Annotated in this window: 24 protein-coding genes; 16 read left to right on the forward strand and 8 right to left on the reverse strand. The window is 72.5% G+C overall.

The features are described 5' to 3' along the window. Window positions 1–20 precede the first annotated feature (20 nt). Window positions 21–599, reverse strand: coding sequence for a TetR/AcrR family transcriptional regulator (locus Aau02nite_RS27320; protein WP_212991451.1), 579 nt, complete (start codon window positions 597–599; stop codon window positions 21–23). 98 nt (window positions 600–697) lie between these two features. Here Aau02nite_RS27320 and Aau02nite_RS27325 point away from each other — a divergent pair, with 98 nt between their 5' ends. After that, on the forward strand, window positions 698–1,906 hold the full coding sequence (locus Aau02nite_RS27325) for an FAD-dependent monooxygenase (protein ID WP_212991452.1): 1,209 nt from the start codon (window positions 698–700) through the stop codon (window positions 1,904–1,906). Then, window positions 1,866–2,375 carry a DUF309 domain-containing protein gene (locus Aau02nite_RS27330; protein WP_212991453.1) on the forward strand — a complete coding sequence of 170 codons (510 nt, stop codon included), beginning with the start codon at window positions 1,866–1,868 and terminating at the stop codon, window positions 2,373–2,375. Before Aau02nite_RS27325 ends, Aau02nite_RS27330 begins: the two co-directional genes overlap by 41 nt. A 12-nt stretch (window positions 2,376–2,387) precedes the next feature. On the opposite strand, the gene Aau02nite_RS27335 is transcribed toward Aau02nite_RS27330, so the two are convergent. Next, complete coding sequence (locus Aau02nite_RS27335) at window positions 2,388–4,097, reverse strand: methyl-accepting chemotaxis protein (RefSeq protein WP_212991454.1); 1,710 nt, start codon at window positions 4,095–4,097, stop codon at window positions 2,388–2,390. A gap of 310 nt (window positions 4,098–4,407) precedes the next feature. Between Aau02nite_RS27335 and Aau02nite_RS27340 the strand changes: the two genes are divergently transcribed. From Aau02nite_RS27340 to Aau02nite_RS27380, 9 genes are all read left to right on the forward strand, one after another. Further along, window positions 4,408–4,974: a chemotaxis protein CheW gene (locus tag Aau02nite_RS27340; protein ID WP_246595474.1), complete on the forward strand. Its 567-nt coding sequence runs from the start codon at window positions 4,408–4,410 to the stop codon at window positions 4,972–4,974. After that, complete coding sequence (locus tag Aau02nite_RS27345; RefSeq protein ID WP_212991456.1) at window positions 4,974–5,816, forward strand: CheR family methyltransferase; 843 nt, start codon at window positions 4,974–4,976, stop codon at window positions 5,814–5,816. The genes Aau02nite_RS27340 and Aau02nite_RS27345 overlap by 1 nt, the downstream gene beginning before the upstream one ends. Further along, window positions 5,809–6,333, forward strand: coding sequence for a hypothetical protein (locus Aau02nite_RS27350; RefSeq protein ID WP_212991457.1), 525 nt, complete (start codon window positions 5,809–5,811; stop codon window positions 6,331–6,333). The genes Aau02nite_RS27345 and Aau02nite_RS27350 overlap by 8 nt, the downstream gene beginning before the upstream one ends. Next, a complete protein-coding gene (locus Aau02nite_RS27355; RefSeq protein WP_212991458.1) occupies window positions 6,330–7,415 on the forward strand; it encodes a protein-glutamate methylesterase/protein-glutamine glutaminase in 1,086 nt (361 codons plus the stop codon). The genes Aau02nite_RS27350 and Aau02nite_RS27355 overlap by 4 nt, the downstream gene beginning before the upstream one ends. Then, complete coding sequence (locus tag Aau02nite_RS47480) at window positions 7,408–8,460, forward strand: methyl-accepting chemotaxis protein (protein ID WP_281421037.1); 1,053 nt, start codon at window positions 7,408–7,410, stop codon at window positions 8,458–8,460. The genes Aau02nite_RS27355 and Aau02nite_RS47480 overlap by 8 nt, the downstream gene beginning before the upstream one ends. Before the next feature lie 8 nt (window positions 8,461–8,468). Then, entirely contained in the window at window positions 8,469–8,837 is a 369-nt protein-coding gene (locus tag Aau02nite_RS27365) for a response regulator (RefSeq protein WP_212991459.1), read from the forward strand. Then, entirely contained in the window at window positions 8,834–9,115 is a 282-nt protein-coding gene (locus tag Aau02nite_RS27370) for an STAS domain-containing protein (RefSeq protein ID WP_212991460.1), read from the forward strand. Before Aau02nite_RS27365 ends, Aau02nite_RS27370 begins: the two co-directional genes overlap by 4 nt. After that, on the forward strand, window positions 9,115–11,259 hold the full coding sequence (locus Aau02nite_RS27375) for a chemotaxis protein CheA (RefSeq protein WP_212991461.1): 2,145 nt from the start codon (window positions 9,115–9,117) through the stop codon (window positions 11,257–11,259). Before Aau02nite_RS27370 ends, Aau02nite_RS27375 begins: the two co-directional genes overlap by 1 nt. Window positions 11,260–11,349: 90 nt before the next feature. After that, complete coding sequence (locus tag Aau02nite_RS27380) at window positions 11,350–11,628, forward strand: hypothetical protein (protein WP_212991462.1); 279 nt, start codon at window positions 11,350–11,352, stop codon at window positions 11,626–11,628. 93 nt (window positions 11,629–11,721) lie between these two features. Here the strand turns inward: Aau02nite_RS27380 and Aau02nite_RS27385 are convergent, their stop codons facing one another. The 3 genes from Aau02nite_RS27385 to Aau02nite_RS27395 all read right to left on the reverse strand — a co-directional run bounded on the left by Aau02nite_RS27385 (window position 11,722) and on the right by Aau02nite_RS27395 (window position 14,753). Continuing rightward, window positions 11,722–12,732, reverse strand: coding sequence for a polysaccharide deacetylase family protein (locus tag Aau02nite_RS27385; protein WP_212991463.1), 1,011 nt, complete (start codon window positions 12,730–12,732; stop codon window positions 11,722–11,724). 280 nt (window positions 12,733–13,012) lie between these two features. After that, window positions 13,013–13,378 (reverse strand): hypothetical protein, encoded by a 366-nt coding sequence (locus Aau02nite_RS27390; protein ID WP_212991464.1) that lies wholly within the window; start codon window positions 13,376–13,378, stop codon window positions 13,013–13,015. Between the two features lie 100 nt (window positions 13,379–13,478). Then, window positions 13,479–14,753, reverse strand: a complete 1,275-nt coding sequence (locus tag Aau02nite_RS27395) for a hypothetical protein (RefSeq protein ID WP_212991465.1) — start codon at window positions 14,751–14,753, stop codon at window positions 13,479–13,481. A 233-nt stretch (window positions 14,754–14,986) separates the two neighbouring features. On the opposite strand from Aau02nite_RS27395, the gene Aau02nite_RS27400 reads away from it, so the two are divergent. The 3 genes from Aau02nite_RS27400 to Aau02nite_RS27410 are packed head-to-tail and all read left to right on the forward strand — an operon-like array spanning window position 14,987 to window position 21,022. Next, window positions 14,987–17,713, forward strand: coding sequence for a helix-turn-helix transcriptional regulator (locus Aau02nite_RS27400; protein WP_246595475.1), 2,727 nt, complete (start codon window positions 14,987–14,989; stop codon window positions 17,711–17,713). A gap of 7 nt (window positions 17,714–17,720) precedes the next feature. Further along, entirely contained in the window at window positions 17,721–20,795 is a 3,075-nt protein-coding gene (locus Aau02nite_RS27405) for an NACHT domain-containing protein (RefSeq protein WP_246595476.1), read from the forward strand. Then, window positions 20,741–21,022, forward strand: coding sequence for a hypothetical protein (locus Aau02nite_RS27410; RefSeq protein WP_212991467.1), 282 nt, complete (start codon window positions 20,741–20,743; stop codon window positions 21,020–21,022). The genes Aau02nite_RS27405 and Aau02nite_RS27410 overlap by 55 nt, the downstream gene beginning before the upstream one ends. Here the strand turns inward: Aau02nite_RS27410 and Aau02nite_RS27415 are convergent. From Aau02nite_RS27415 to Aau02nite_RS27425, 3 genes are all read right to left on the reverse strand, one after another. Beyond that, entirely contained in the window at window positions 21,008–21,586 is a 579-nt protein-coding gene (locus tag Aau02nite_RS27415; RefSeq protein WP_212991468.1) for a GNAT family N-acetyltransferase, read from the reverse strand. The two genes, Aau02nite_RS27410 and Aau02nite_RS27415, sit on opposite strands and share 15 nt — an antisense overlap. Before the next feature lie 239 nt (window positions 21,587–21,825). After that, window positions 21,826–22,227, reverse strand: coding sequence for a nuclear transport factor 2 family protein (locus Aau02nite_RS27420; protein WP_212991469.1), 402 nt, complete (start codon window positions 22,225–22,227; stop codon window positions 21,826–21,828). Between the two features lie 22 nt (window positions 22,228–22,249). Continuing rightward, entirely contained in the window at window positions 22,250–23,032 is a 783-nt protein-coding gene (locus tag Aau02nite_RS27425; RefSeq protein ID WP_212991470.1) for an IclR family transcriptional regulator, read from the reverse strand. A 105-nt stretch (window positions 23,033–23,137) separates the two neighbouring features. Between Aau02nite_RS27425 and Aau02nite_RS27430 the strand changes: the two genes are divergently transcribed. Beyond that, on the forward strand, window positions 23,138–24,010 hold the full coding sequence (locus tag Aau02nite_RS27430) for a shikimate dehydrogenase (RefSeq protein WP_212991471.1): 873 nt from the start codon (window positions 23,138–23,140) through the stop codon (window positions 24,008–24,010). Window positions 24,011–24,043: 33 nt separating this feature from the next. Next, complete coding sequence (locus tag Aau02nite_RS27435; protein ID WP_212991472.1) at window positions 24,044–25,468, forward strand: Nramp family divalent metal transporter; 1,425 nt, start codon at window positions 24,044–24,046, stop codon at window positions 25,466–25,468. Window positions 25,469–25,473: the final 5 nt, after the last annotated feature.

The following is a 25,473-nucleotide window of genomic DNA, read 5'->3' on the forward strand; positions in this document are numbered from 1 at the left end:
CAGTGCCGCCCAGCCGTACCTCACGGGACCTTCGGCCCCCCGGGTCGCGGGCCGAGCAGGTACTGCCGCACGGTCGGGGCGAGCCAGGAGATGAGGTCGGCCCGGTCCATCGCGACCACGGGCGGAAGCTCCAGCACGTACCGGCACAGCGCCAGCCCGAGCACCTGGCTCGCCACCAGTCCCGCCCGGGTGTGCGGCTCGTCCGGGGCCAGCCGCTCGGCCAGCGGCCCCAGCTGGGTCGCGAAGATCTGCCGCATGCGCTCGGCGGCCGCCGGGTTGGTCACGCCGGCGCGCAGCAAAGCCATCAGCGTCTCGTCGCCCTCCCAGCGGTCGAGGAAGTGCCCCACCAGCACGGCCGGGATCTCTTCCTCCGGTACGCCGGACAGCGCCGGCAGCCGCAGGTCGAACTCCGCTGCCGCGGCGAACAGGCGTTCCTTGTTGCCGTAGTAGCGCATCACCATCGACGGATCGATCTCCGCGTCCGCCGCGATCGCCCGGATGGTGGCCCGCTCGTACCCGTCGGCGGCGAACCGCTCCCGGGCCGCCCGCAGGATCGCCGCCCGGGTGCCGTCGGACCGCCGTGGCCGTTCTTCGCTCATGCCAACAAGTGTAGGCCAACACATGTTGACCCGCACGGCCCCGAGGGCTACCTTCAGGTCAACAGATGTTGGCAAACGAACGTTGGCAGGTGACTCCGATGCTCCCCGCTACCACCGATGTCCTGATCGTCGGCGCTGGACCCGTGGGCCTGGCCACGGCCGCCGCTCTCACCGGAGCCGGGGTCGGCGTCACGGTCGTCGACCGCGCCGCGACCGCCGCGCACACCAGCCGGGCCGCCGTCGTGCACGCCCACACTCTCGAGGTGCTCGACCGCATCGGCGCCGCGGCACCGCTGGCCGCCGCCGGTATCCCGGCGCCGCGCTTCACCATCCGCGACCGCGACCGCACCCTCGTCCCGATCGCGTTCGACGGCCTGCCCACCCGCTTCCCGTACGCGCTGATGGTGCCGCAGTCCACCACCGAGGCCGTGCTCCACGACCGGCTGGTGGCCGCCGGCGGCCGGGTCCTGCGCGGTTACGAGGCGGTCGGCCTCACCGGCGGCACGGTGACCTTCGCCAACGGCGAGAGCGTGACCGCCCGCTACGTGGTCGCCGCCGACGGCATGCACAGCACGATCCGCCGGCTGGCCGGCATCGGCTTCGGCGATCCGTCCACCGGCGGCGAGTCGTTCACCCTCGCCGACGTACGGGTCGACGGCGGACCGGCCCGCGACGAGGTAGTCCTGTACTTCTCCGGCTCCGGCATGCTCGTCTGGGCGCCGCTGCCCGACGGCACCGTGCGGATCGTGGCCGCCGTCGACGACGCCCCCGAGCATCCCGACATCGCCTACGCGCAGTCGCTGCTGGACCAGCGCGGGCCGGCCCGCTCCCCCGCGCACGTCACCGAGGTGGTCTGGGGCTCACGGTTCCGCGTCCATCACCGCGTCGCGGACAGCTTCCGCGCCGGCGCCGTGCTGCTCGCCGGCGACGCCGGCCACGTGCACAGCCCGGCCGGCGGCCAGGGCATGAACCTAGGGCTCAAGGACGGCCTCGCGCTGGCCGACGCCCTCACCGAGGCGTTGCGCTCCGGCTCCGAGGCACCCCTGGACCGGTACGCGGCCGAGCGCCGTCCCGTGGCCAGGGCCGTGGTCGGTTTCGCCTCGCAGCTGACCCGGCTGGCCACCGTGCCGGCACCGCTGCGCCCGGTGCGCAACGCGCTGCTGTCCACGCTCGCCCGCGTCCCGGCGTTCCGCCGCCGGCTGGCGTACCGGCTCTCCGGCCTCGACCAGCGCCGCGCCGGGCGGGCGGTTGGGGAACAATCGCAGCATGGAACCGAGCGAACCGGCCACCGAGCCGCACGCACGTGATCGGGACGCCGCCGGTCGGCCCCGCAACGCCCGGCCCCGCGACGGGCTGGGCCGGCCGCTGCCCAAGGGGATGCCCGGCGTGCCGACCACGCCCGACGACCTGATCCTGCCGCCCGACGAGGCGCTGCGCGAGGCCCAGCGCCTGCTCGACGCCGGGCGGCCGTTCCACGCCCACGAGGTGCTCGAGGGGGCCTGGAAGGCGTCCGGCCCGGCCGAGCGGGAGTTCTGGCGGGGCATGGCGCAGCTCGCCGTGGGTCTGACGCACGCCCGGCGCGGCAACACCGGGGGCGCGGCCCGGCTGCTGCGGCGATCGGCGGACCGGATCGAGCCCTACGCCGCGGCACCGCCGTACGGCGTACCCGTGGCGGCGCTGACCGCCTGGGCGCGCAGCACGGCGCAGCTCATCGACGGTGCCGGCGGCCTGTCCGAGCAGGCGCTGACGCCGGACCTGCTCGCCTCCGGCTCCTGACCGCCGCCCGGCTCAGAACCGCTCGAACTTGCTCTCCAGGTCGGGGACGCCGACCTCGCCCCGGTGGTGGCTGACCGCGGGCAGCTTGTTCTCGTTGTGCACGCCCCGCGCGTAGCTGTCATTGGTCCACCCACCGCCGCGCGCCGGCGCCTGCACGGTCCCGGTCATCACCGGCCGCCGGGCGGAGTCCGTGACGAAGAAGTCCATCAGCTGCTTGAGCTGGGCGGTCTGCGCGGACATCTGCTCGGCGGTGGCGGCCAGCTCCTCACTGGACGAGGCGGTCTGCTCGGTCACCTTGCCGATCTGCGTCATCGCGACGTTGATCTGGCGTACCCCGGTGGACTGCTCCCCGCTGGCCGCGGCGATCTCCTGCACCAGGTCGGACGTGCGGATGATGCTCGGGATGATGGTGTTGAGCAGCTCGCCGGCCCGCTCGGCGGTGTGCACGCTGCCCGTGGCGAGCTCGCTGATCTCCTGGGCCGCGACCTGGCTGCGCTCGGCGAGCTTGCCGACCTCGGTCGCCACCACCGCGAAGCCCTTGCCGTGCTCGCCGGCCCGGGCCGCCTCGATGGTGGCGTTGAGCGCCAGCATGTTGGTCTGGAAGGCGATGTCGTCGATGATGCCGATCTTACTGGTGATCTCCTTCATCGCGGCCACCGTGCGCTGAACGGCCTCGCCGCCCTCCTGGGCCTCGGCCGCGGCCTTGGCCGCGATGCCCTCGGTGGCGACCGCGTTCTCACTGTTCTGCGAGATGCCGGCGGTCATCTCCTGCATGCTGCTGGTGGTCTCCTCCACGCTGGCGGCCTGCTCGGTCGCCGCCTGCGACAGGCTCTGCGAGGCACCGCTGATCTGGTTGGACGCCGAGTTCAGCTGCGCGGCCGAGTCGACCACCGTGCTGACCGTCTCCCCCAGCCGGTTCATCGCGCTGTTGAGCGCGGTGCCCATCCGTCCGACCTCGTCGCGACCCCGGACCGTGAGCCGCTGGTCCAGCCGCCCGTCAGCCAGACCGGTGAGGACGTTCACGGTGTCCCGCAACGGCCGGGCGATCGCCGCGGTGATCAGCTGCACCACGACGAAGGTCACCAGGATCGCGATCACGATGAGGGCGATCAGCAGCATCCGGGACGTGTCGTACGCCGACCTCGAGGCGTCCAGAGACGCCTTGGCCTGGCTGTCCTCTTCGTCGGCCAGCCCGTTGATAGCCGTGTCGATGGCCGCCGAGACCGGCTCCACCTCGGTTCTGCTGACCCGGTTGAACCCGGCGAGGTCGCGCGCCGCGGCGGCCGGCTTCAGCTTCTCCGTCGCGACGGACTTGTACGAGTTCCACGAGGTCAGGAAGGTCTGCCCGAAGCCGCCGGCGGCGCTGGGCCGGCCCTGGGAGAAGGTGGTCCAGACGTCGTCGAGGGCCGCGACGGCGGTGTCCAGCGACCGGTTCGCGTCCGTGGTCTCGGCGGCGTTCTGCGCCATCGCCAGCTTGCGCATGTCGATCCGTACCTGCTTGAAGCCGGCGCTCACGTCGCCGAGGAGCCGCACGTCGTGCAGGTTGCTGTGGTACAGCTGGTTGAGCCGTTCCTGGGTGTTGCCGAGCCCCACGATGCCGACCAGCCCGACGGTGAGCAGCAGGACCCCGGAGACCAGCGCGAGGATGCGCAGTTTCCAGCCGATCGAGATATCGCGGAACGAGAATCCGCTGCGATGCCGCCGCGTTTCCGTCTCGGCCATTTCCAGGCTCCCTTTGTCCCCCGCCTCGCCGCGTGCGGAACTCGCCGCCCACAGCCCCATGACGGGGCCAGCCTATCGGCGCCTGACGAGGGAGAACGCGGAATGCGAAGCCCGCCGGAAATGGTTCGCCTAATGCGGACAACGGGCCGGGAAAGGGATGCTGGGAGCAGTCGGGCGCAAGTGCCTGAGCTGCTGCGCGGGCGAGGTGCGATCTGGTCGAATAGCACCCGTCAGACAGTTCGCTCAGGTGGGAGGACCGGCGGTGGCCAGCAATTCCGCGACGTCTGCGGCCGGAACGCGCGGTGCCGCCGTGGCCGCCGAAACGGCCCGCTACCTGACCTTCACGCTCAACGGCGAGTCGTACGCGCTCGACATCTTCCACGTCAAGGAGATCCTCGAGTACCGCAGCCTGACCGTGGTACCGATGATGCCCGACTTCATCCGCGGCGTGATCAACCTGCGCGGGCGCGCCGTGCCCGTCATCGACCTGGCGATCCGCTTCGCGCGCGGCACCACCACCGTCAAGCGCCGCACCACCATCATCATCGTGCACATCCGCGAGACGGCGCTGCCCGACAACGAGGACGGCACCCCCGCGCTCACCGAGTCCGGCGGCGGCCAGGACATCGGCATCCTGGTCGACGCGGTCAACAAGGTGGTCACCCTCGACGAGGGGGCGATGGAACCCGCCCCCGCGTTCGGCGCCGGCATCCGCGCCGACTACATCAGCGGCATGGCCCGCCGCGACGACGACTTCCTCATCGTGCTGGACGTCAGCCGGGTCCTGTCCATCAGCGACATGGTCAGCCTGGGCGACCTGGCCCGAGGTGAGACGCCCGCCGACGTCGATGCCGGCACCGTGCCGGAGCCGCGCTGATGCTGCCGCTCGCGGCCGTCCGCAAGCTCACCGGCGAACAGTTCCGCCAGCTCACCGGCCTCTTGCACGAGCACACCGGGATCGCGCTGACGCCGGGCAAGGAGGCACTGGTGGCCGGCCGGCTCGACAAGCGGATCCGGCAGCTGGGGCTGGGCGGCTACGGCGAGTACGTCGCCCTGCTGCGCGACGGCCGCGACGAGGTCGAGCTGCACCGGATGATCAACCTGCTCACCACGAACGAGACGTTCTTCTTCCGGGAGCCACGGCACTTCGAGTTCCTGAGCCGGACCGTCGTACCGGCCCGCAACTCCGGCCGGGCGCTGCGGATGTGGAGTGCGGCCAGCTCCACCGGCGAGGAGGCGTACACCGCCGCGATGGTGCTGGGCGACGCGCTGCCACCGGCGCAGTGGGAGATCGTCGGCAGCGACATCTCCACCGAGGTGGTGGAGACGGCCCGCAAGGCGCTCTACCCGATCGACGCCGCCGAGCGGATCCCGCCGCCGCTGCTGCGGCGGTACTGCCTGCGGGGCCGCGAGGAGTACCAGGGCCTGCTGACGATCTGCCGGGAGCTGCGGGCCCGCGTGGAGTTCCACTGCCTCAACCTCATGGAGGACTTCCGCCGGCTCGGCCGCTTCGACGTCATCTTCCTGCGCAACGTGATGATCTACTTCGACCTCGCGACCAAGCGCGACCTCGTGCGCCGGATGCAGGATGTGCTCCTGCCCGGCGGCTTCCTGGTCATCGGCAGCTCCGAGTCGCTCAACGCGATCCCGTCGGAGCTGCGGATGGTCGAACCGTCGATCTACCGGCTCGCCGGCCCGGCGGCGGTGGGCCGTGCGTGAGCCCGCCGACGTGCACCTGCATCCCGGCGACTTCCGCTTCGCCGGTAACGGCATCCGCATGCACACCCTGCTCGGCTCGTGCGTGGCGATCACCGTATGGCATCCGGACCGGCGGATCGGCGGGATGTGCCACTACCTGCTGCCGGGCCGGGACCCCGCCGGCGCCGGGCCCGGCCTGGACGGACGGTACGCCGAGGACGCCGTGGTCATGTTCCGCCGGGAGACGGACCGGCACCGCACCCACCCGGGCGAATACGTGGTCAAGGTCTTCGGCGGCGCGGACCAGTTCCCGGGCCTCGCCGGCCCGCAGCCCAGCATCGCGGACCAGAACGCCCGCGCGTGCCTGGCGCTGCTGGCCGCGCACGGTTTCACGGTGACCACCCGCCAGCTCGGCGGCCAGGGCTCCCGGCGGCTCATCTTCGAGCTCGCCACCGGCCACGTGTGGCTGCGTACCCTGCACGCCCTGGACGAGCGGGCCGGCGCGCACGCGGGCCCACGGCCGGCGGTGCGGTCATGACCGGCGCGCACGGTGCCGCGGCCGCCCGGACCCGGGTGCTGATCGTCGACGACTCGGCCGTGGTGCGCCAGGTGCTGGCCGCCCGGTTGCGCGACAGCCCCGGGATCGAGGTCATCGGCGCGGTGCCGGACCCGATCTTCGCGATGGAACACATGAACCGGTCCTGGCCGGACGTCGTGGTGCTGGACATCGAGATGCCCCGGATGGACGGGCTCACCTTCCTCCACAAGATCATGTCGGTGCGGCCCACGCCGGTGGTGATCTGCTCGACCCTGACCCGCCGGGGTGCCGAGACCACCATGGAGGCGCTCGCCGCCGGCGCCGCCGCGGTGATCGCCAAACCGGCCACCGGGCTGAAGAAGTTCATGGAGGACGACTCCGGCGCCCTCGTGGCCGCGATCCGGGCCGCCGCGGCCAGCAACGCGAGCCGGCTGCGGCCGGTGGCGCGCGTCCCGGCCTACACGGCTCCGCCGCCGGCTGTGGGCTCCGGCGTCGCCGCGGGAACCCCCGTGACCGGCACCGAGCGGGTGGTGGCGGTGGGTACGTCCACCGGCGGCACCCAGGCGCTCGAGGTGGTGCTGCCCGCCCTGCCGGCCGGCTGCCCCGGCATCGTGCTCGTGCAGCACATGCCGCCCAAGTTCACCGCCGCCTTCGCCGAGCGGCTCGACGCCATGTGCCGGGTCCGGATCCGCGAGGCCCAGGACGGCGATCCGGTGCTCCCCGGCCAGGTGCTGGTGGCACCCGGCGGGCGGCACATGGAGCTGCGCCGCCAGGACCCGGGCTACCGCGTACGGGTCTTCGACGGGCCGCCGGTCAACCGGCACATCCCCTCGGTGGACGTGCTGTTCCGGTCGGTGGCCAAGGTGGCCGGGCGCAACGCCGTCGGCGTCATCATGACCGGGATGGGCGACGACGGCGCCCGGGGCCTGCTGGAGATGCACCGGGCCGGGGCCTACACCGTCGCGCAGGACGAGGCCACCTGCGTCGTGCACGGCATGCCGCGCGAGGCCGTCCGGCTCGGGGCCGTCGACCGGGAGAGCCCGCTGGGCTCGATCGCGGAGGTGATCCACCATCATGGTTGAACTCATCGGCATCGTCGTGGCGCTGCTCGCCGGGGCCGCAGGCGGTTACGGGTACGCCCGCAGCCGCGGCGCGCAGCCCCCGGCCGGTGGCGGGTCACCGGAGCTGACGCCGGACGACCCGCTGCGGGGCATGACCGAGTTCGCCGGGGCGGTGGCACCGGTCTGGTCGGCCCAGATCGACTCCTCCCGCGTGCAGATGGAGTCGGCGGTCGGCCAGCTGGCCGAGAAGTTCGCCGGCATCGTCGACAACCTGGACTCGGTGCTGGCCACCTCGTCCGGTGCGCTGCACGACGAGAACGCGGTGGCCTTCGACCGCAGCCGCCGGCGCCTCGGCGAGGTCGTCGGCACGCTCAACCACGCCCTCACCGCCAAACGGGCGGCGCTGGAGGAGCTGCAGACCCTGCTGGAGCTCAACGACGAGCTGCGGCAGATGTCCGGCGAGGTCACCCGGATCGCCGCGCAGACCAACCTGCTGGCGCTCAACGCGGCCATCGAGGCCGCCCGGGTCGGCACGGCGGGCGCCGCCTTCGGCGTGGTGGCCCTGGAGGTCCGCGAGCTGGCCGAACGCTCGCACAGCACCAGCGAACGCATCTCGGCCAAGGTCGAGGGGGTCGCCTCGGCGATCGGCTCGGTGCTGGCCAGCGCCCGGGACAGCGCCGGACGCGAGGACCAGGCGGTGACCTACGCCAACGAGGAAGTGCAGGCGGTCCTGGAGGATCTGCGCACGGTGCTCTCGGGCCTGCAGGACTCCTCGGCCGAGCTGGAGCAGGCCGCGGTCGGCATCCGCACGGACATCGGCCAGTCGCTGGTCAACCTGCAGTTCCAGGACCGGGTCGGGCAGATCCTGGAGCACCTGCGGGACAGCATCGACCAGTTCCCCGGCGTCGTGGCCGAGGCCGGCGAACAGGCCGGGCAGGGCCGGCCGCTGGACCCGCAGGCGCTGCTGGACACGCTCGCGGCGAACTACACGATGGCCGAGGAACGCGAGGCCCACAAGTCCGGGGCGCTCGCGGCGCCGTCCGCATCCGAAATCACGTTCTTCTAGGGGAGACGATGGCCAAGACCATTCTGATCGTCGACGACTCGGCCTCGGTCCGGCAGGTCGTCAGCATCGCGCTCAAGGGCGCGGGCTACGACGTGATCGCGGGCGTCGACGGCAAGGACGCCCTGGCCAAACTCAACGGCCAGCGCATCCACCTGATCATCTCCGACGTCAACATGCCCAACATGGACGGGATCACGTTCGTCGCGGAGGCCCGCAAGCTGCCGGCGTACAAGTTCACGCCGATCATCATGCTGACCACCGAGTCGCAGGAGGAGAAGAAGCGCCAGGCGCAGGCCGCGGGGGCCCGGGCCTGGGTGACCAAGCCGTTCCAGCCCGAGCAGATGCTCAGCGCGGTGGCGAAGCTGATCGCGCCGTGACCACGCGTGAGCTGCGCCGGGTCGCCCTCGACGGGGAGCTGACCATCATGACGGCCGCCGAGAGCAAGGAACGGCTGCTCACGGCCCTGCCGGGCAGCGGCGGGCTGCGGGTGGACCTGGCCGGCGTGGAGGAGATCGACACCGCGGGGCTGCAGGTGCTGCTGCTGACCCGGCGGGAGGCCGAATCGATGAGCCTGCCCTTCGAGCTCACCGCGCCCGCCCCGGGCGTCGCCGCGGTGCTGGCGCTGGCCGGGCTGACCACCGCCGAGGAGCAGTGATGTCCGCCGACGACGACATGCGTGAAGCCCTCGACACGTTCGTGACCGAGGCCCGTGACCTGGTGCAGCAGCTCGAGGACGGCCTGCTCGAACTGGAGGCGCACCCGTCGGCGGCCGAGACGGTCAACACCGTGTTCCGCGCCGCGCACACGCTCAAGGGCTCGTCCGGCCTCTTCGGTCTGCGGCACCTGGTCCAGTTCACCCACGTGGTGGAGACGGTGCTGGGCTCCGTACGGGAAGGGGATCTGGGGGTGTCGCCCGGGCTGGTCAGCAGCCTGCTGCCGTGCGCCGACCACATCGGCGCGATGATCGAGGGCCTGGCCGCCGGACGGCTGGAGCCCGACGCCGCCCAGGCCGCCGAGGGCGCCCGGCTGCTCGCCGCGCTGGAGCCGTACCTGCCGGACGGGCAGGGTGCGCTCGCCACCGACGGCGCCGACCCGGCCGGCGGTGACCCGGCGCCGGAGCGGGCCTGGCGGCTGAGCCTGCGGTTCGGACCCGACAGCCTGCGCAACGGCATGGACCCGCTGTCGTTCCTGCGCTACCTGGCCAGCATCGGCACCGTCTCGCGGGTGAGCACCGACGCGGCGGCGCTGCCGGCCGCCGAGGAGATGGATCCCGAGACCTGTTACCTGGCCTTCGAGGTGGAGCTGCTCAGCGGCGCGCCGAAGGAGGAGATCGAGGCCGTCTTCGAGTTCGTGCGCGAGGACAGCGACATCCGGATCGTGCCGGCCGACCATCAGCTCGACGCGTACGTGTGGGCGATCCGGGCCATGCCGGAGAGCGACCGGGTCGGTGACGTGCTCATCGGCAGCGGCGTGGTGACCGAGCTGGAGATGACCGAGGCGCTGCGGATCCAGCAGGAGCAGGCGGCACGCAGCGGGACCCAGCCGGTGCCGATCGGCGAGATCCTGGTCGAGCACGGCATCGTGCCCCGCCCGATCGTGGACGCGGCACTCAACCGCCAGCGCAAGACCACCGAGTCGCGCTCTCAGGACACCACCACCATCCGGATCGACGCGGCCCGCCTGGACCGGCTCATCGACCTGGTCGGCGAGCTGGTCATCGCCCAGTCCAGCACCGGGCTGCGCGCGGGCGCCGGCGAGGCCCAGGGCGAGGTGATGCGCCTGGTCGACGAGGTCCGCCACAGCGCCCTCGCGCTGCGCATGGTGCCGATCGGGACCACCCTGCGCCGCTTCGAGCGGGTGGTCCGCGACGTGGGCGTGGAGCTGCACAAGGAGGTGTCGCTGGTGATCACCGGCGGCGACGCCGAGATGGACAAGGCGCTGGTGGAGAGGATCAGCGACCCGCTGCTGCACCTGGTCCGCAACTCGCTGGACCACGGTATCGAGGCGCCGGCCGAGCGGCAGCGGCACGGCAAGTCGGGGCAGGGCACGCTGCGGCTGAACGCGTACCACGACGCCGGCAGCATCGTGATCGAGGTGAGCGACGACGGCCGCGGCCTGGACCGCGAGCGCATCCTGGCCAAGGCGGTCGAGCGGGGCGTGGTCGCCGCCGGGGCCGTCCTGAGCGACCAGGAGGTCTACGACCTGATCTTCGAGCCGGGGTTCTCCACCGCGGAGACCGTCTCCAACCTGTCCGGCCGCGGCGTGGGCATGGACGTGGTACGCCGCAACGTCACCGCCCTGCGCGGCAGCATCGAGGTGGACACCGCCCGCGGGGTGGGCACCACCATCCGGATCCGGCTGCCGCTCACCCTGGCCATCATCGACGGCTTCCTGGTCGGCGTCGGCTCCGCGTCGTTCATCGTGCCGCTCGACCGGGTGACCGAGTGCGTGGAACTACCACCCGGCCCGCTCGGGCGCGACTGCATGAACCTGCGCGGCGAGGTCCTGCCGTTCATCCGGCTGCGGGAGCTGTTCGACATCCCCGGCGAGCCGGCCCGGCGGCAGAACGTGGTGATCGTGGAGCAGTCCGGGCAGCGGACCGGGCTGGTGGTGGACGCCCTGCTCGGCGAGCTGCAGACGGTGATCAAACCGCTGGGTGTGCTGTTCAGCAGGCTCAAGTGCATCAGCGGGTCGACCATCCTGGGCAGCGGCGAGATCGCCCTGATCCTGGACGTCGGGCCGCTGGTGGCCGACCACTCCGAACGCGAGCACCTGCTCCGCGCCCGGCCAGCGGCCTGAGACCGTGACGGCCCGGCACCCACCTTTAACCATCGTTCACCCACCATCCCGTGGGTACCGCAAATGCGGCGAGCCGCTACGGTTTACGACATGACGACCTACTCGGGTCCGGCAACGCTGATCCTCGCCGACGGCGCACGCGTCACCGGCATGGCCTCACTCGGTACCAACAACCGGGGGAACCTCAACGGCTGGAGCGGCACGTTCCGTCCCAACGAGGTCAGCACGGACATCCGCAACGCGACCGAAGGGCTGCAGCTGGAGCTGCCCTACGACCAGATCGGCGAGGTCGCCGTCACCGGCGTCCGCAAGCTGCTGGCCACCCAGGTGCTGATGTCACTGGTCGGACGCGGGCCCGCACCCTTCTGAGGCCGCCTGCGCGCCGGGCGGACAGCGTGGGCTGCGGGCCACGCAAGCCAATGGCGACGCAGCGGCTGGTGAGCCGCCGCGCCGCCACCGGGGTCACGCCACTCGACAGGAAACTGTCGGCCAGGTGGCGCTGCCGTTCTTCTGGATCGTCACGCCGAAGGAGTTGCCGCTGCCGTTCGGCCTGGCGACGAGCTGCTGGGCAGTCGGGAAACTCGCGGTGACGTTCCAGGTGGAGAGGACCTTCTCCGGGGCCGGGATGTCCATCGTCACGGTCCAGGTGCTCGACCCGCTGACGGCGACGTTCAGGTTGTACCGGTCATTCCAGTTCTGACCGGCCGACAGGGTGGCGGTGCAGTTGCCGCCGCCGGCCGGTGGCGGTGTCGCGGTGGCCGTCGGGCCCGGGTCGGTGCCACCGGTCGGGGCCACGGCCCGGCCGGTCGACGGTGAGATCATCCCGGCACACAGGTTGCGGCTGGCCAGGTTCTGGGCGATGCGCGGGATGGCCGCCAAGGTGTTGGCCGGCCAGTCGTGCATGAGGATCACCTGGCCGTTGGTCAGCCGCGCGTTGGCCGCCACGATGGCGTCGGCGCTCGCGTTGTTCCAGTCCTGCGAGTCGACATCCCAGATGATCTCGGTCAGGCCGTACTTCTGCTCGACCGCCCGCAGGGTCGCGTTGGTCTCGCCGTACGGCGGGCGGAACAGCTTGGGCGTGCCGCCGCCGGCGTTCGCGATCGCCGTCTGCGTACGGCTGATCTCCGAATCCATGCTCGCCTGGCTGCCCTGCGTCAGGTGCGCATGGGTGTAGCTGTGGTTGCCGACCCACATACCGGCGTCGACCTGGGCGCGGACCAGTCCCGGGTTCTGCGCGACCTTCTGGCCCTCGTTGAACATCGTGGCGCGCAGACCGTTCTGACGCAGCGCGTTCAGCAGAGCCTGGGTGTTGCCCGACGGCCCGTCGTCGAAGGTCAGTCCGACATAGCCGTTGCAGGCAGCCGCCTGCGACGGTGTGGCCTGGACAGTGATGGCGACGGCGCCCGCCGTGGCCAGAGCCGCGACGGCCAGGCCGGTCAGTGGCTTCCTCCACCGGCGTGATGGGGTTCGCATACGACGTGCCTCCCTCTCGGGACGGTGGGCCTCCGGCCCGGCGGACGTCCGCGGGTGATGGCGCGCCGACGCCCGTGCGGATCGGTCGATCGATGGCACGAGTATCGATGGCTGTCATTGCCGAAGTCAACAACTTCCGGAAACACCCCGGAATTACGCTCGGCGATTCAATACCGGCCACGACGCAGATCCGCAGTTCAGCGCCCTTCACTTCGGAGGCCAGAGCGCATCGACCAGCACCGGAAGCACCCATCAACAGGGGCCGGAAACTCCGAAAGTTTCAGGCACTCTCGTTGAGGCTGACGTACTGGGGCACGTCGTTGCGGAGCTGCTCGTGAATCGCCCGTGCCTCGTCGGCGGACACCCCGCGCAGGCAGGCCGGCAGGCCGCGCAGCACCTCCTCCAGCCCCAGCCCCCGGTTGGCGTTGTGGTGGTAGAAGCGCAGCTCGGCCAGGAAGTCGGCCATCAGCACGGTGGCCTTGGCCGGGTTCTCGCGCCACAGCCAGGCGAACACGGAGCCGAACGAGTCGCTGAGCACTGCCGCGGTGCCGGGCTCGGAGTGCTCCAGGGTCAGCTCCGCCTCGTGGAACACGACCCCGATCAGCAACTGATCGAGGATGTGCTCGGGTATCTCGCGAGTGTGCACATACGCATCCTCTCTGGTGCAGGCCACCCGTAGTGACCCGCCGCCCGGCGGTTGTTCTGTCGGATCACGGCACCGGGGCGATCTTCGGTCACCCGCACCGTCATCCGCCGGCCGTCACCGGCTCCGGCTCACGTCGGCGGGGAATCAGCGCGGCGGGTGTGCCGACCGGCTCCGGCACAACCGGCGGCTCCGGCCGGCGACTGACGGCCAGGGCCGCCGCGTAGCCGAGCGCAGCCGCGACGGGCAACCAGATCGGCGCCATCAGCCGGTCGTACTCGGTGCCGGCCGGATGAGCCAGCAGCATCATCACCCCGGTCAGGCCGGTGAAGATCCACAATGCTGCCACGGCACGCATCCGCAGCACGAGCACGGTGCCGGCGAACAGGAAGGCGGCGAAGGTCACCGGCTGGGCCAGCTCCAGGGCGAGCCGGTCCGGCCAGAAGCCGAGGTTGCGCTCGATCAGCCAGCCGATCGGATCAGCCACGTCCGGGCGGGCCTTGAAGTGGGAAGTCGCGAAGTCCTGGATCGTCTCGTACAGGCCCGGCAGGTGCAGCACCCGGCTGATCACCTGCCAGACCAGCACGGCCAGCATCCCTACGGCGCCGGTCACCAGGCCGGTCCGCCGGTGCTGCCGCCCGAGGGCGCTGAGCAGGCCCGCGGCGAACAGTGTCAGGGCCATCGCCATCCCGCTGGCCGACCGGACCGTGAACAGCCAGGCCAGCGCGACGACGATGATGATCAGTCCGGAACGGCGGCCCCGGACCAGCAAGGTGGCACCGAGCAGAACCGCGAGGTAGCCCGCGAAGACGCCACTCTCGGTGAGCATCCTGGTCATGGCGAACCCCGTCGGGAGCACGAAGAGCGCGGCGGCGGCCAGCACTCCGGCCAGGCGCAATCCACTGGCGAGCCACACGGCCAGATACGCCAGTACCGCCGCCAGCAATGCCAATATCAACGTGGCCGCCATCATGCCGGGCCACAATCCCAGCGTCACGACGAAAGGCGCGGCGAACAACGGATAACCCGGACGGCTGTGGAAGATCGCGGCGTAGCGCGGGGAGAATCCGGCAGTCGTGTATGTCCGGCAGCCCGCACGCTGGTTCTTCGCCCGCGCCGCGCGGTTCTGGTCGCGGCACACCTGCTCACCGGCCCGGAGCCGGGCCTCCTCCGGGTCCACCCCGGTGAAGATCAGAGCCTGGCGCATGTACCAGAAACTGTCTCCGGAGGCGACGCGCCGGGGGTCCTCGTAACGCGTGAGGAACAGCAGGGTGGCGAGGACGACGACGAGCAGCAGCCAGGCCGTCTCGGTCCGGCGGCGGCCGGCGCGGGACGCCGGTGGACGTGCCGCGGCGCGATCAGTGAATGCGGTTTCCACGTGTGCACCCGATCCCCGTGATTGAGCATGATGATCAGCGGTCGCGCGTTGTCCGCGACCGCATTCCACGGCCCGCCATCGGTGTTCGCGCCGCTATTGCATGGGACGCCGGAAAGGGCGCCGCCGGGCGACAGCAAGCGCGAAATCAATGCGCGTTTCCGATCCGGCCCCACGGCCCGTCGCGGCCGGACCGGCGGGCCGGCCCGGTGTAGCCTCCGGCCGGGAGGACAAACGTGCCGAGGAACGCCGAGAACCCCGCGCTGCTGGGCCGCCTGCGTGAGCGGGACCAGCTCGACGGGCTGCTGCGCGACGTCCGGGCGGGACACAGCCGAGTGCTGGTGCTGCGCGGGGAGGCCGGGGCCGGCAAGACCGCCCTGCTGGACTACCTGAGCGAACACCCCGGCGGTGGGCGGGTCGTCCGGGCGGCCGGAGTGGAGCCCGAGTCCGAGATCGCGTACTCCACGTTGCAGCAGCTGTGCGCTCCCCTGCTGGGGCACCTCGACCGGCTCGCCGAGCCGCAACGGGCCGCGCTGGCCACCGCCTTCGGGCTCAGCGCCGGCCAACCGCCGCAGGCTCTGCTGGTCGGACTGGCCGTGCTGGGGCTGTTCGCGGAGGCCGCCGCCGAGCAACCGCTGGTCTGCGTGGTGGACGACGTGCAGTGGCTGGACCGGATGTCCGAGGTGGTGCTCACCTTCGTCGCCCGCCGGCTGGAGGCCGAGTCCGTGGCGCTGATCTTCGCCGCCCGCCGGCCCGGTGACGAACAGCTGCTCCGGGGCCTGCCCGAGCTGAGCGTCGAGGGGCTGCCCGACGCGGAGGCCCGGGCGCTGCTGGACTCCGTACTGCCGGGACCGGTCGACGCCCGTGTCCGCGAGCGGATCGTCGCCGAGACGCACGGCAACCCGCTCGCCCTGCTGGAACTGCCGCGCGGTCTCACGCCGGCCGAGCTGGCCTTCGGCTTCGGTGCGCAGACGGCGATGCCGCTGGCCAGCCGGATGGAGGAAGGCTTCCAGCGCCGCATCGCCGCGTTGCCGCCGGACACCCGCCGGCTGCTGCTGGCCGCCGCGGTCGAGCCGGTCGGCGACGTGACGCTGCTGTGGCGCGCCCTGCAGCGGCTGGGCGTCGGCCCCGAGGCCGCCGCCCCCGCACAGGCCGCCGGACTGGTCGAGTTCGCCGCCCGCACCCGCTTCCGGCACCCGCTGGTCCGCTCGGCCTGCTGGCGGTCCGCCGACGCCGCCGACCTGCGCGACGTGCACCGGGCCCTGGCCGAGGTGACCGATCCGGCGCAGGAGCCCGATCGCCGGGCCTGGCACCGCGCACACGCCGCCGCCGGACCGGACGAGGAGGTCGCCGGCGAGCTGGAACGGTCGGCCGGCCGGGCCCTGTCGCGCGGCGGCCGGTCCGCGGCCGCGACGTTCCTCGAACGCGCCGCCGAGCTCAGCCCGGACCCCAAGCCCCGCGCCGAGCGGGCGCTGGCCGCGGCCCAGGCGCGCTTCGACGCCGGAGCGCCGGCCCGGGTGCCCGACCTGCTGGCCGCGGCCGAGCTGGGCCCGCTCGGCCCGCTGCAGCGGGCCCGGGTCGAGCGGCTGCGGGCCCAGGTCGCGTTCGCCCTCAGCCAGGGACGGGCCGCCGGGCCACCGCTGCTGGCCGCCGCCCGCCGCCTCGAGGAGCTGGACCTCGCCGCGGCGCGTGAGACCTACCTGTCGGCGCTGGGCGCCGCCGTGCACGCGGGACGGCTCGGCGGCGACGATCTGCGGCACGCGGCCGAGGCCGCCCGCGGTGTCCCGGCCGGGGAGGACGCGGCCGGTCTGCTGCTGACCGGCCTCACGACCTGGAGCCTGCAGGGGTACGCGACGGCCGTACCGCAGCTGCGCCGGGCCCTGGCCGCGCTGACCACCGAGGAGGACCCGCGCCTGCTGTGGCTGGCCGTACCGGCCGCGCAGCTGCTCTGGGACGACGCGGCCTGGCAGCGGCTCACCGAGCAGGCGATCCGGGCCGCCCGGGCGACCGGCGCGCTGGCGCTGCTCCCCACGGCGCTGGTCCTGCGCGCCGGTGCGCTGCTGCCGGCGGGCCGGTTCACCGACGCGTCGGACCTGCTCGACGAGGCCGCCGCCATCGGCCAGGCCACCGGGCTGCCCACGCCGCCCTCCGCCGCGCTCACCCTGGCGGCCTACCGGGGCCGCGAAGCCCCGGCGTCGGACCTGATCGCCGCCACCGTCCGGGACGCCGACGCGCGCGGCGAGGGCCAGCTGCACGGCCTGGCCCACTTCGCCACCGCGGTGCTTCGCAACGGATCCGGCCGGTACCAGGAGGCGATGCGGGCGGCGCGCCAGGTGATCGCGTACGAGGATCCGGGCGTGTTCGCCTGGGCCCTGGCCGAGCTCGTCGAGGCGGCCACCCGGGCCGGCGAGCCCGCGGTCGCCGCCGAGGCCCGCGAGCGCCTGGCCGAACGGACCGGGGTCGCCGCCACGCCCTGGGCCCTCGGCTCCCAGGCCGTCGCCGACGCGCTCGCGGGACCCGCGGGCAAGGCCGAGGACTGCTACCACGAGGCGATCGAACGCCTGACCGCCGCCGGGCAGGAGCTGCACCTGTCCCGCGCCCGCCTGCTGTACGGCGAATGGCTGCGCCGGGCGAACCGGCGTACCGACGCCCGCACCCAGCTGCGCACGGCCCACGAGTCCTTCACCGCGATGGGGGCGGAGGGCTTCGCCGAGCGGGCCGGGCGTGAGCTGGTCGCCACCGGCGAGACCGTCCGCAAGCGCAGCCCCGGCGTCCCCGCCGAGCTCACCGCGCAGGAGGCCCAGATCGCCCGCCTGGTCGCGGCCGGGCGCACCAATCCGGAGATCGGCACCGTGCTGTTCCTCAGCCCGCGCACCGTCGAGTGGCACCTGCGCAAGGTGTTCGCCAAGCTGGGCATCGGCTCCCGCCGGGACCTGGCCGCGGCCCTGCGCGATGGTCCATAGTGGGCGGGTGCCGCAGGGTCTGACGTATGCCAGCGCGGTCAAGCTGCTGGGCGGGTCGAGCCCGCTGGTCACCGTGGCCGACAACCTGCTCGGCGGGGCGCTGAGCCTGGCCACGGCCGGCGGCAGCGAGGTCGCGCTCAGCCTGTTCGACGCCAAGGCCGAGGCGATCCGGCTCGGCCATCTGGTGGCCGGCAAGCTGACCGAGACGGTACGGGGCCTGAGCCGCTACGACCGCAACCTGCGGCTCCAGGCGGCGCACGGCGTCCTGGTGGTCACGGCGTTCTTTGAAGCGCTCGACGACTGCCTCGGCACGGCCGGCATGCCGTCACCCGGCTTCACCCGCGACGAGCAGATCATGCTGGCCGCCGGCACCAAAGTGACCGGTGACTGGCCCGGCCGGCTGCTCGCCGGGACCATCCCGGTGCCGTCGCCGGACCGTACCTATGACGACCTGCTGAGCGACCTCCAGGACTGGTACGAAACGCTGGCCCTGAAGATGGTCGACCACCTCGGCCGTCTTGCGGTCTGGGACAACTCCGACGTGCGCACCCAGCGCCAGGTCGACATGCTGCTGCCCAGCGAGCTGCCGGACCGGGCTCTCGATCGCTACGAGGAGGCGGCCCGGCGGCTGTCCGGGGAGCTGCCGGAGTTCGCGATCTGGATGCGGCGGCTGGAGGACCGGGCGACGGCCCGGGGGCTGCAGGCCCTGGAAGAGGCACTGCTGCGGGTCACCTCCGGCCACGATCCCGTACGGCTGCGGGCCGCTCTCGCCGCCGCGTACCGGGCGGAGCTGGACCGGCCGATCCTCGGCGGTGACGCCGGCGACCTGACCATGCCGGCCCTGGGCGCCGCCTACGTCGATCCGCGCTTCCGGGTGCAGGCCGCCGGCCTCGGGTCGCGCCCGGCCGAGCAGGACTGGTGGCAGGCCGAACCGCGCGAGGACCTGGCCGGCTTCCTGGCCACCTATGTGACCACCCCGCAGGCGGCGGACGTGCCGATGCTGCTGCTCGGCCAGCCCGGTGCCGGCAAGTCGTCGCTGACCCGGGTCCTGGCCGCCCGGCTGCCGGCCGCGGACTTCCTCGTCGTCCGGGTCGCGCTGCGCGACGTGCGCGCCGAGGCCGAGATCCAGGACCAGGTGGAGCAGGCGCTGCGCGACACCGTCGGCGAGACCGTGGCGTGGGCCGAGCTGACCCGCGCGGCCGGCGGCGCGATGCCGGTCATCCTGCTCGACGGCTTCGACGAGCTGCTCCAGGCGACCGGCATCCACCAGTCCGACTACCTGCAGCGGGTGGCGGCCTTCCAGCAGCGCGAGGCCGTGCTCGGCCGGCCGGTGGCGGTGCTGGTGACGACCCGGGAGGCGGTGGCCGACCGGGCCCGGTTGCCCGCCGGTGGCCTGGTGGTGCGGCTGGAGCCGTTCGCGGAGCCGCAGCTCGAACGGTGGCTGGCGGTCTGGAACGGCACGAACGCCGACCGGCTGGCCGCGGCGGGCCGGCGACCGCTGCCGCTGGCGGTGCTGCGCCGCTTCCCCGACCTGGCCTCCCAGCCGTTGCTGCTGCTGATGCTGGCGCTGTACGACGCCACGGGCAACGCCCTGCAGAGCGACGAGGAGACCTTCGACACCGGCCAGCTCTACGAGCGGCTGCTCAGCGAGTTCGCCGACCGGGAGGTCCGCCGGGTGCACGCCGGGCGCCCGGAGACCGCGATGCCCGAGCTGGTCGAGGCGGAGCTGCTGCGGCTGTCCGTCGTCGCCTTCGCGATGTTCCACCGCCTGCGGTTGTGGGCCACCACCGAGGAGCTCGATGCCGACCTGGCCGGGCTGGGCCTACGGGCGTCACGGGAGGCCGGCAGCGAGGGCTTCCGGGCACCGATCACGGCCGGGCAGGAGATGGTCGGGCGGTTCTTCTTCATCCAGCGGGCCCAGGCCCACCAGGACGACCGGACCCGCCAGACGTACGAGTTCCTGCACGCCACCTTCGGCGAGTACCTCGTGGCCCGGCTCGTCGTGCAGGCACTGCGCGACGCCGCCGCCCGGGCCCGGGCCCGTACCCTGCAGCTCGGCCCGTCCGACGAGGACGATCTGCTGCAGTCGCTGCTCGGTTTCACGCCGCTGAGCGCCCGCACCACCGTCCTGCCGTTCGCCACCGACCTGCTGCGCGGCCCGGACAGCGCGCAGATCCGGGAGTGGCTGGTGGAACGCCTACGCACGGCGGTCACCCGCCCGCAGTACGTCCCGCGCCGTTACCAGCCGGTGGACAAGCGCGTCGACCACTGGATGGCGACGTACTCGTTCAACCTGATGCTGCTCACGCTGGCCTGCGGTGGGACCGTGCGGGCGTCCGAGCTCTTCCGGCGGGCCAAGGACCCGGCGGACTGGCTGCGCGACTCGGCCCTGCAGTGGCGGGCCGCCGTCCCGGCGAGCATGTTCCTCGACGCGCTGGAGCCGCTGGCGGTCACCCGGGGCTGGGCGGCCGACGGGCGCCGCGACCTGATCCTGGAGCACTCACCCGGAGCCGGCGTCGACGACGTCGATCCGTTCTGGTCGCACGGCTTCGGCCCGGACTGGTTCCTCCGCGACTCGGAACCTGGCAGCAGCTTCCACGACGGCTTCCCCCTGCGTGCCGCACTCAAGTCGATGCAGCTCAGCAACGCGATCAGCGACGACACCTTCCGGCACGCCCTCGAGCCCCTGCTCGACCACCTTCCGGAGGCGGTGGTGACCTTCGCACTGCACGGACGCGACGACACGGATTCGTTCGCCCGCATGCTCGTCCAGGTGTGGGTGACCTCGGCCCTGAGCGAAGAACCGGCACGCCTGCTGCCCGTGTACGACCGCGTCGCCTCCGCGCTGGCTGCTACGGGCTGGGGCCGGCCGGCACTGCCAACAGCTCGCCGGGTCGCGCCATCCGCATGGTGTTGCGCTCTCTCGCCGCGGACGCGCACCGGCTCCCCTCCGCCGACGTGGTCCGTCTGGCGCTGCAGCTGCGGTCGAGTGAATGGTTCGACTACACCGAGCACCTGCTGCCGTTGGTGGAGTGCCTGCTCGCGGACCCGACACCAATCGACGACGAGCGCGAGGCGCTGATCGCCGAGATGGTGCACGTCCTCGACGCCCAGGTCGACGAAATGGCGCCGGAGGACTGCCTACGCCTGCTGATCGCCTTGTCGGGCGCCCGGTTCGAGCCGTCGCTGGGTACGGTGGCCGCGATCGACGAGCGCCTGGCCACACCGTCGGTCCGGGAACGGATGCGGGCCACTCCGGACCTCTTCGCCCGCCTGATGGAAGCCCGCCGGCGGCTACCCCGCCCCTGACGCACTCTCGGCCTGGTCGTGCGCCGCTTCGCGGAGCCCGACGCAGTCGTACTCCCAGAACGTAGAGGGGTAGACGAACGTGCCGGTCATCCAGGGCTCGTAGGCCGACAACCGCACGACCTGGAAAGCCGCGTCGGGGATGCGCAGCGAGGGCTTGCCGAAGCCGTGTTCCCCGGCCGGGCGGAAGCCGTGACGCGAGTAGTAGCGGGGATCGCCCTCCAGGAACACCAGCGGGACGCCGCGCTCGTTGAGGTGCAGCAAAGCGGCGCGGATCAGCGCGGCGCCGAGGCCGCGGCGCTGGAACTGCGGCCGGACGGCGAGCGGGCTCAGCGACTGCACGTCGACCAGCCGCCGCGGGGCGTCGAGCCAGGCCCGGCTGACCATGACGTGTCCCACGACGTCGCCGGCCTCTTCGTCGGCGACCAGGGAGAGCGCCGAGGGGTCATCGCGGCGCAGGGCTTCGACCAGCCGGACCACCGTGTCCCCGTGGTCCGCGCCGAACGCACTGCGATGGACGGACGCCACCGCGGCATGGTCACGCGGCTGCTCACTACGAAGGGACATGGCGGCAAGTTAACGACACCGGGCAGAGCCGCCAAACGATTAACCGCGCACCGCCCGTCGCCGTAGGCTGCCGGCCATGGTCCACACCCATGAGCTGGTGTCTGCCCGGGGCCGGCTGACGAAGCGGTACACATCGTGGGCGCGGGGCGAGCATCTGCGGGAGTGCTCGGTGCTGCGGCGGACCGCCAGGCCGACCGGAGCCTGCACCTGCTGAGCCGCTGAACGGTCCTCGCCGACGTTCAGGGGTGCAGGGGCCGGCGGCGGGGACGGACCACCCGGTGGGAGATCCGCCAGCCGGCGGCCGTGCGCTCGACGGTGTCGTCGTAGGTGACGCTGCCGGCCGACCCGTCCGCCATGATGCCGAGGCCCTTGGAGGTGGCGTGGACGGTTCCGTCGGTCACCTCGTGGAGCACGATGTTGGTGACGTGGTGTGCGACCGGGTTGCCGTCGCCCAGGGCAAGGGCGGCCTCGTGGATCGCCGCCGGGCCGGCCAGCACGCCGCCGCCCAGGGCGGTCACGTCGTAGGGGGCGTCCTCGGTGAACACGGCGGCCAGGCCGGCGAAGTCGCCGCGGTCGATCAGGTGACCGTGCTGGTTGATCAGGTCGGTGATGGCGAACCGGTCGTCGGCGGTCAGGGCCATGCCGGCACGGTACCGCAGCCGGTCATCGGCACCGGCGGCAGTGGGCGCTCGTCGACGGGCAGAATTCGCGGCCGACGGCCAGGGCCACGGTGCGTACGGCCGGGCCGAGCGCGCGCGGGTTGAGCCGGCCCGACCAGCCCGTGACCGCGACGGCCGCGACCGGGCGCCCGTCGGCGTGCAGGATCGCGCAGGCGACGCCGCCGACTCCCGGGCCGGACTCCTCGCTCTCGTAGGCCAGGCCGGATTCGCGCACCAGGTTCAGCTGCCGGCGCAGCGACGCCGGGGTCAGCACCGTGCGCGGACCGATCGCGGTCAGCGGCCGGGCACACACCAGCGCGACGGCCGCCTCGTCGCTGCATGCCAGCAGAGCTTTGCCGGGCGCGCACGCGTGCGCGGGCAACCGGCCGCCGGCCGCAAGCGGCTCCGGGGTGTTCGGGCCGCGCAGGATCTCCAGGAGTACGACGTCAGTCCCGTCCAGAACCGCCAGCTGCACCGACTGCCTCGTCGCCTCCCGCAGGTCGACCAGGTACGGCAGCGCGACCGCCCGCAGATCACGGCGGCCCATGCCCAGCCGCCCGAGCTCGGACAGCCGCCGGCCCAGGTGCAGGAGCGTGCCGCTGCGCTCCAGGAAGCCGTAGACCACCAGCCCGGCCACCAGCCGGGACGTCGTCGACTTGGGCAGCCCGCACCGGCGGCTGATCTCGCTGAGCCGCAGCTCCCGATGGTCCGCGTCGAACGCGCCGAGCACCGCCGACACGCGGGCGACGGCCACGTCGGGGATGTTCCGCTCAGCGGCACGTTCCATCGCAGCTCCCTTGACAGGCCCGCACCCTCGTCGCTTACTAACGTACCAGTTCGTACATCGAGATTCGCAGATCAGCGTGCGCGCGACGACGGGAGCTTCACGCCCATGAAACCTTGCCGGTACGGCCTGATCGGTGCGGGGATCGGGGCTTCGCTGTCACCGTCGCTGCACGAGACCGAGGGCCGGCGACACGGGCTCGACCTGTCGTACCAGCTGATCGACATCGCCGAGCCCGGTACCCCGGACGACCTCGGCCACCTGCTGGCCCGCGCCCAGGCCGGCGGCTTCGCCGGCGTCAACATCACCCACCCGTTCAAGCAGCGGGTGGTCGGCCTGCTCGACGAGCTCTCCCCGCAGGCGCGCGACATCGGCGCGGTCAACACGGTGGTCTTCCGGCACGGCCGGCGGCTGGGTTTCAACACGGACGCGTACGGCTTCGACGAGTCGTTCCGCCGCGGCTTGCCCGGCGCGGCGGTCGGCCGGGTGGTGCAGCTCGGCGCCGGCGGCGCCGGGGCGGCCTGCGCGTTCGCCCAGCTCGGCGCGGGTGTCGAGCACCTCACCGTGGTCGATCCGGACGCCGACCAGCGGGGGCTGCTGGCCGAGGCGCTGAGCATGCGGTTCGAGGTCGAGCGCATCGCGGTGGCCGCACCCGACGAACTACCCGAGGCCACGGCGACCGCCGACGGCCTGGTCAACGCCAGCCCGGTCGGCATGCACGCCAGTCCCGGGCTGCCGCTGCCGGTCGCGCTGCTGCACCCGGACATGTGGGTGGTGGACATCATCTACCTGCCCGTCGAGACCCGGCTGCTGCGCGCGGCGCGGGCCAAGGGCCTGCGCGCCATCGGGGGCGCCGCGATGTGCGTGTTCCAGGCCGCCGCCGCGTTCGAGTTGTTCACCGGCCGTACCCCCGACACCGGCCGGATGCTCGCCCACCTCAACCGGCTGCTGCAAGGCAGCGGGCGCCACATCCACGCCTGATCCGTCCCCGCCCCCACACCGCTGGAGTCACCGATGAGCAGACCGACGAAGCGAGCAGACCGAGCCGTGCCACCCGACGGGCACCTCACCACCAGGAACCTTCCCGAGCCGATGTCGTTGCGCCGGATGGTCGGCCCCGGCGTGGTGGCGGTCGGCATCGGCATGGCGGCCGGGGAGATCATCCTGTGGCCGTACCTCACCGCGATCGGCGGGCTGGGCCTGCTCTGGCTGGCCTTCGCCACTCTGGCCGTCCAGTTCGTCATCAACATGGAGATCGAGCGCTACACGCTGGCCACCGGGCAGACCGCGGTCGCCGGATTCTCCCGGTGGTGGAAGGGCTGGGGCATCGTCATCTGCCTGGCGGGCGCCTTCCAGTACGTCTGGCCGGGCTGGGCCACCAGCGGCTCCACCGTGTTCACCTATCTCGTCGGCGGCGGCGACCCGGTCTGGATCACCGTGGCCGTGCTGGCCGCCATCGGTGTCCTGCTGTCGGTCTCGAAGGTCATCTACAAGACCGTGGAGCGGGTCGAGATCGTCAAGGTCGGCCTGACGCTGTTCTTCCTCGCCGTGGTCGTGGTCTTCGTGATCTCCCTGGCCACGTGGGGTGAGGGTGCCCGGGAGAGCGTCACCGGCTTCGGGCAGATCCCCGAGGGCATCACCTTCACCCTGCTGCTCAGCGCCATCGGTGCGGCGGGCGCCGGTGGCGTGCACAACCTGGTGCTCAGCAACTGGATCCGCGACAAGCGGTACGGCATGGGCGCGCACGTCCCCCGCCTGATCTCGCCCATCACCGGCCAGGAGGAAGCCGCCGGCAGCGACCGGTACACGTTCCCCCAGGACGACGAGAACCTGGCCCGCTGGCGGGTCTGGTGGAAGCGCGCCAACATCGAGCACTTCTTCGCGTTCCTGCTGGTCTGCTTCCTGACCATCACGATCATGAGTCTGCTCGCCTACGAGACGCTGTTCGGCCGCGACGACCTCAAGTCCGACCCGTCGTTCCTGCGGATCGAAGGTGACGTGCTCGCGAGCGAGGTCGGCGGCTGGCTGAAGCTGCTGTTCTTCGCGGTCGCCGCGGTCTCGCTGTGGGCCGCCGCGATGGGACTGCTCGACGTCATCGGCCGGGTGGCCAGCGACTTCGTCCGCCGCAACTACCTCGCCGGCTCCGCCCGCTGGACCGAGGCCCGGCTCTACCTGGCCGTCGTGTGGGGCGAGATCGTCCTGGGCTCGCTGATCCTGCTGGCCGGCTTCACCCAGCCGCTGGGCCTGCTGATCGTGTCCACCTGCGCCGCCTCGGTCGTGACCCTGCTGTACTCGGTGCTGCTCGTGCGGCTCAACCGCAAGGACCTGCCGGCGGCCATCCGGATCGGCGGCTGGCGGCTGGGTGGGCTGCTGGCGGCGATCGGCTTCTACGGCTTCTTCGCCGTGGCCATGGTGGTGACCCAGCTGCAGAAACTCTGAGGACC

This window comes from Actinoplanes auranticolor, from assembly GCF_018332655.1.
Lineage (GTDB): Bacteria > Actinomycetota > Actinomycetes > Mycobacteriales > Micromonosporaceae > Actinoplanes > Actinoplanes auranticolor.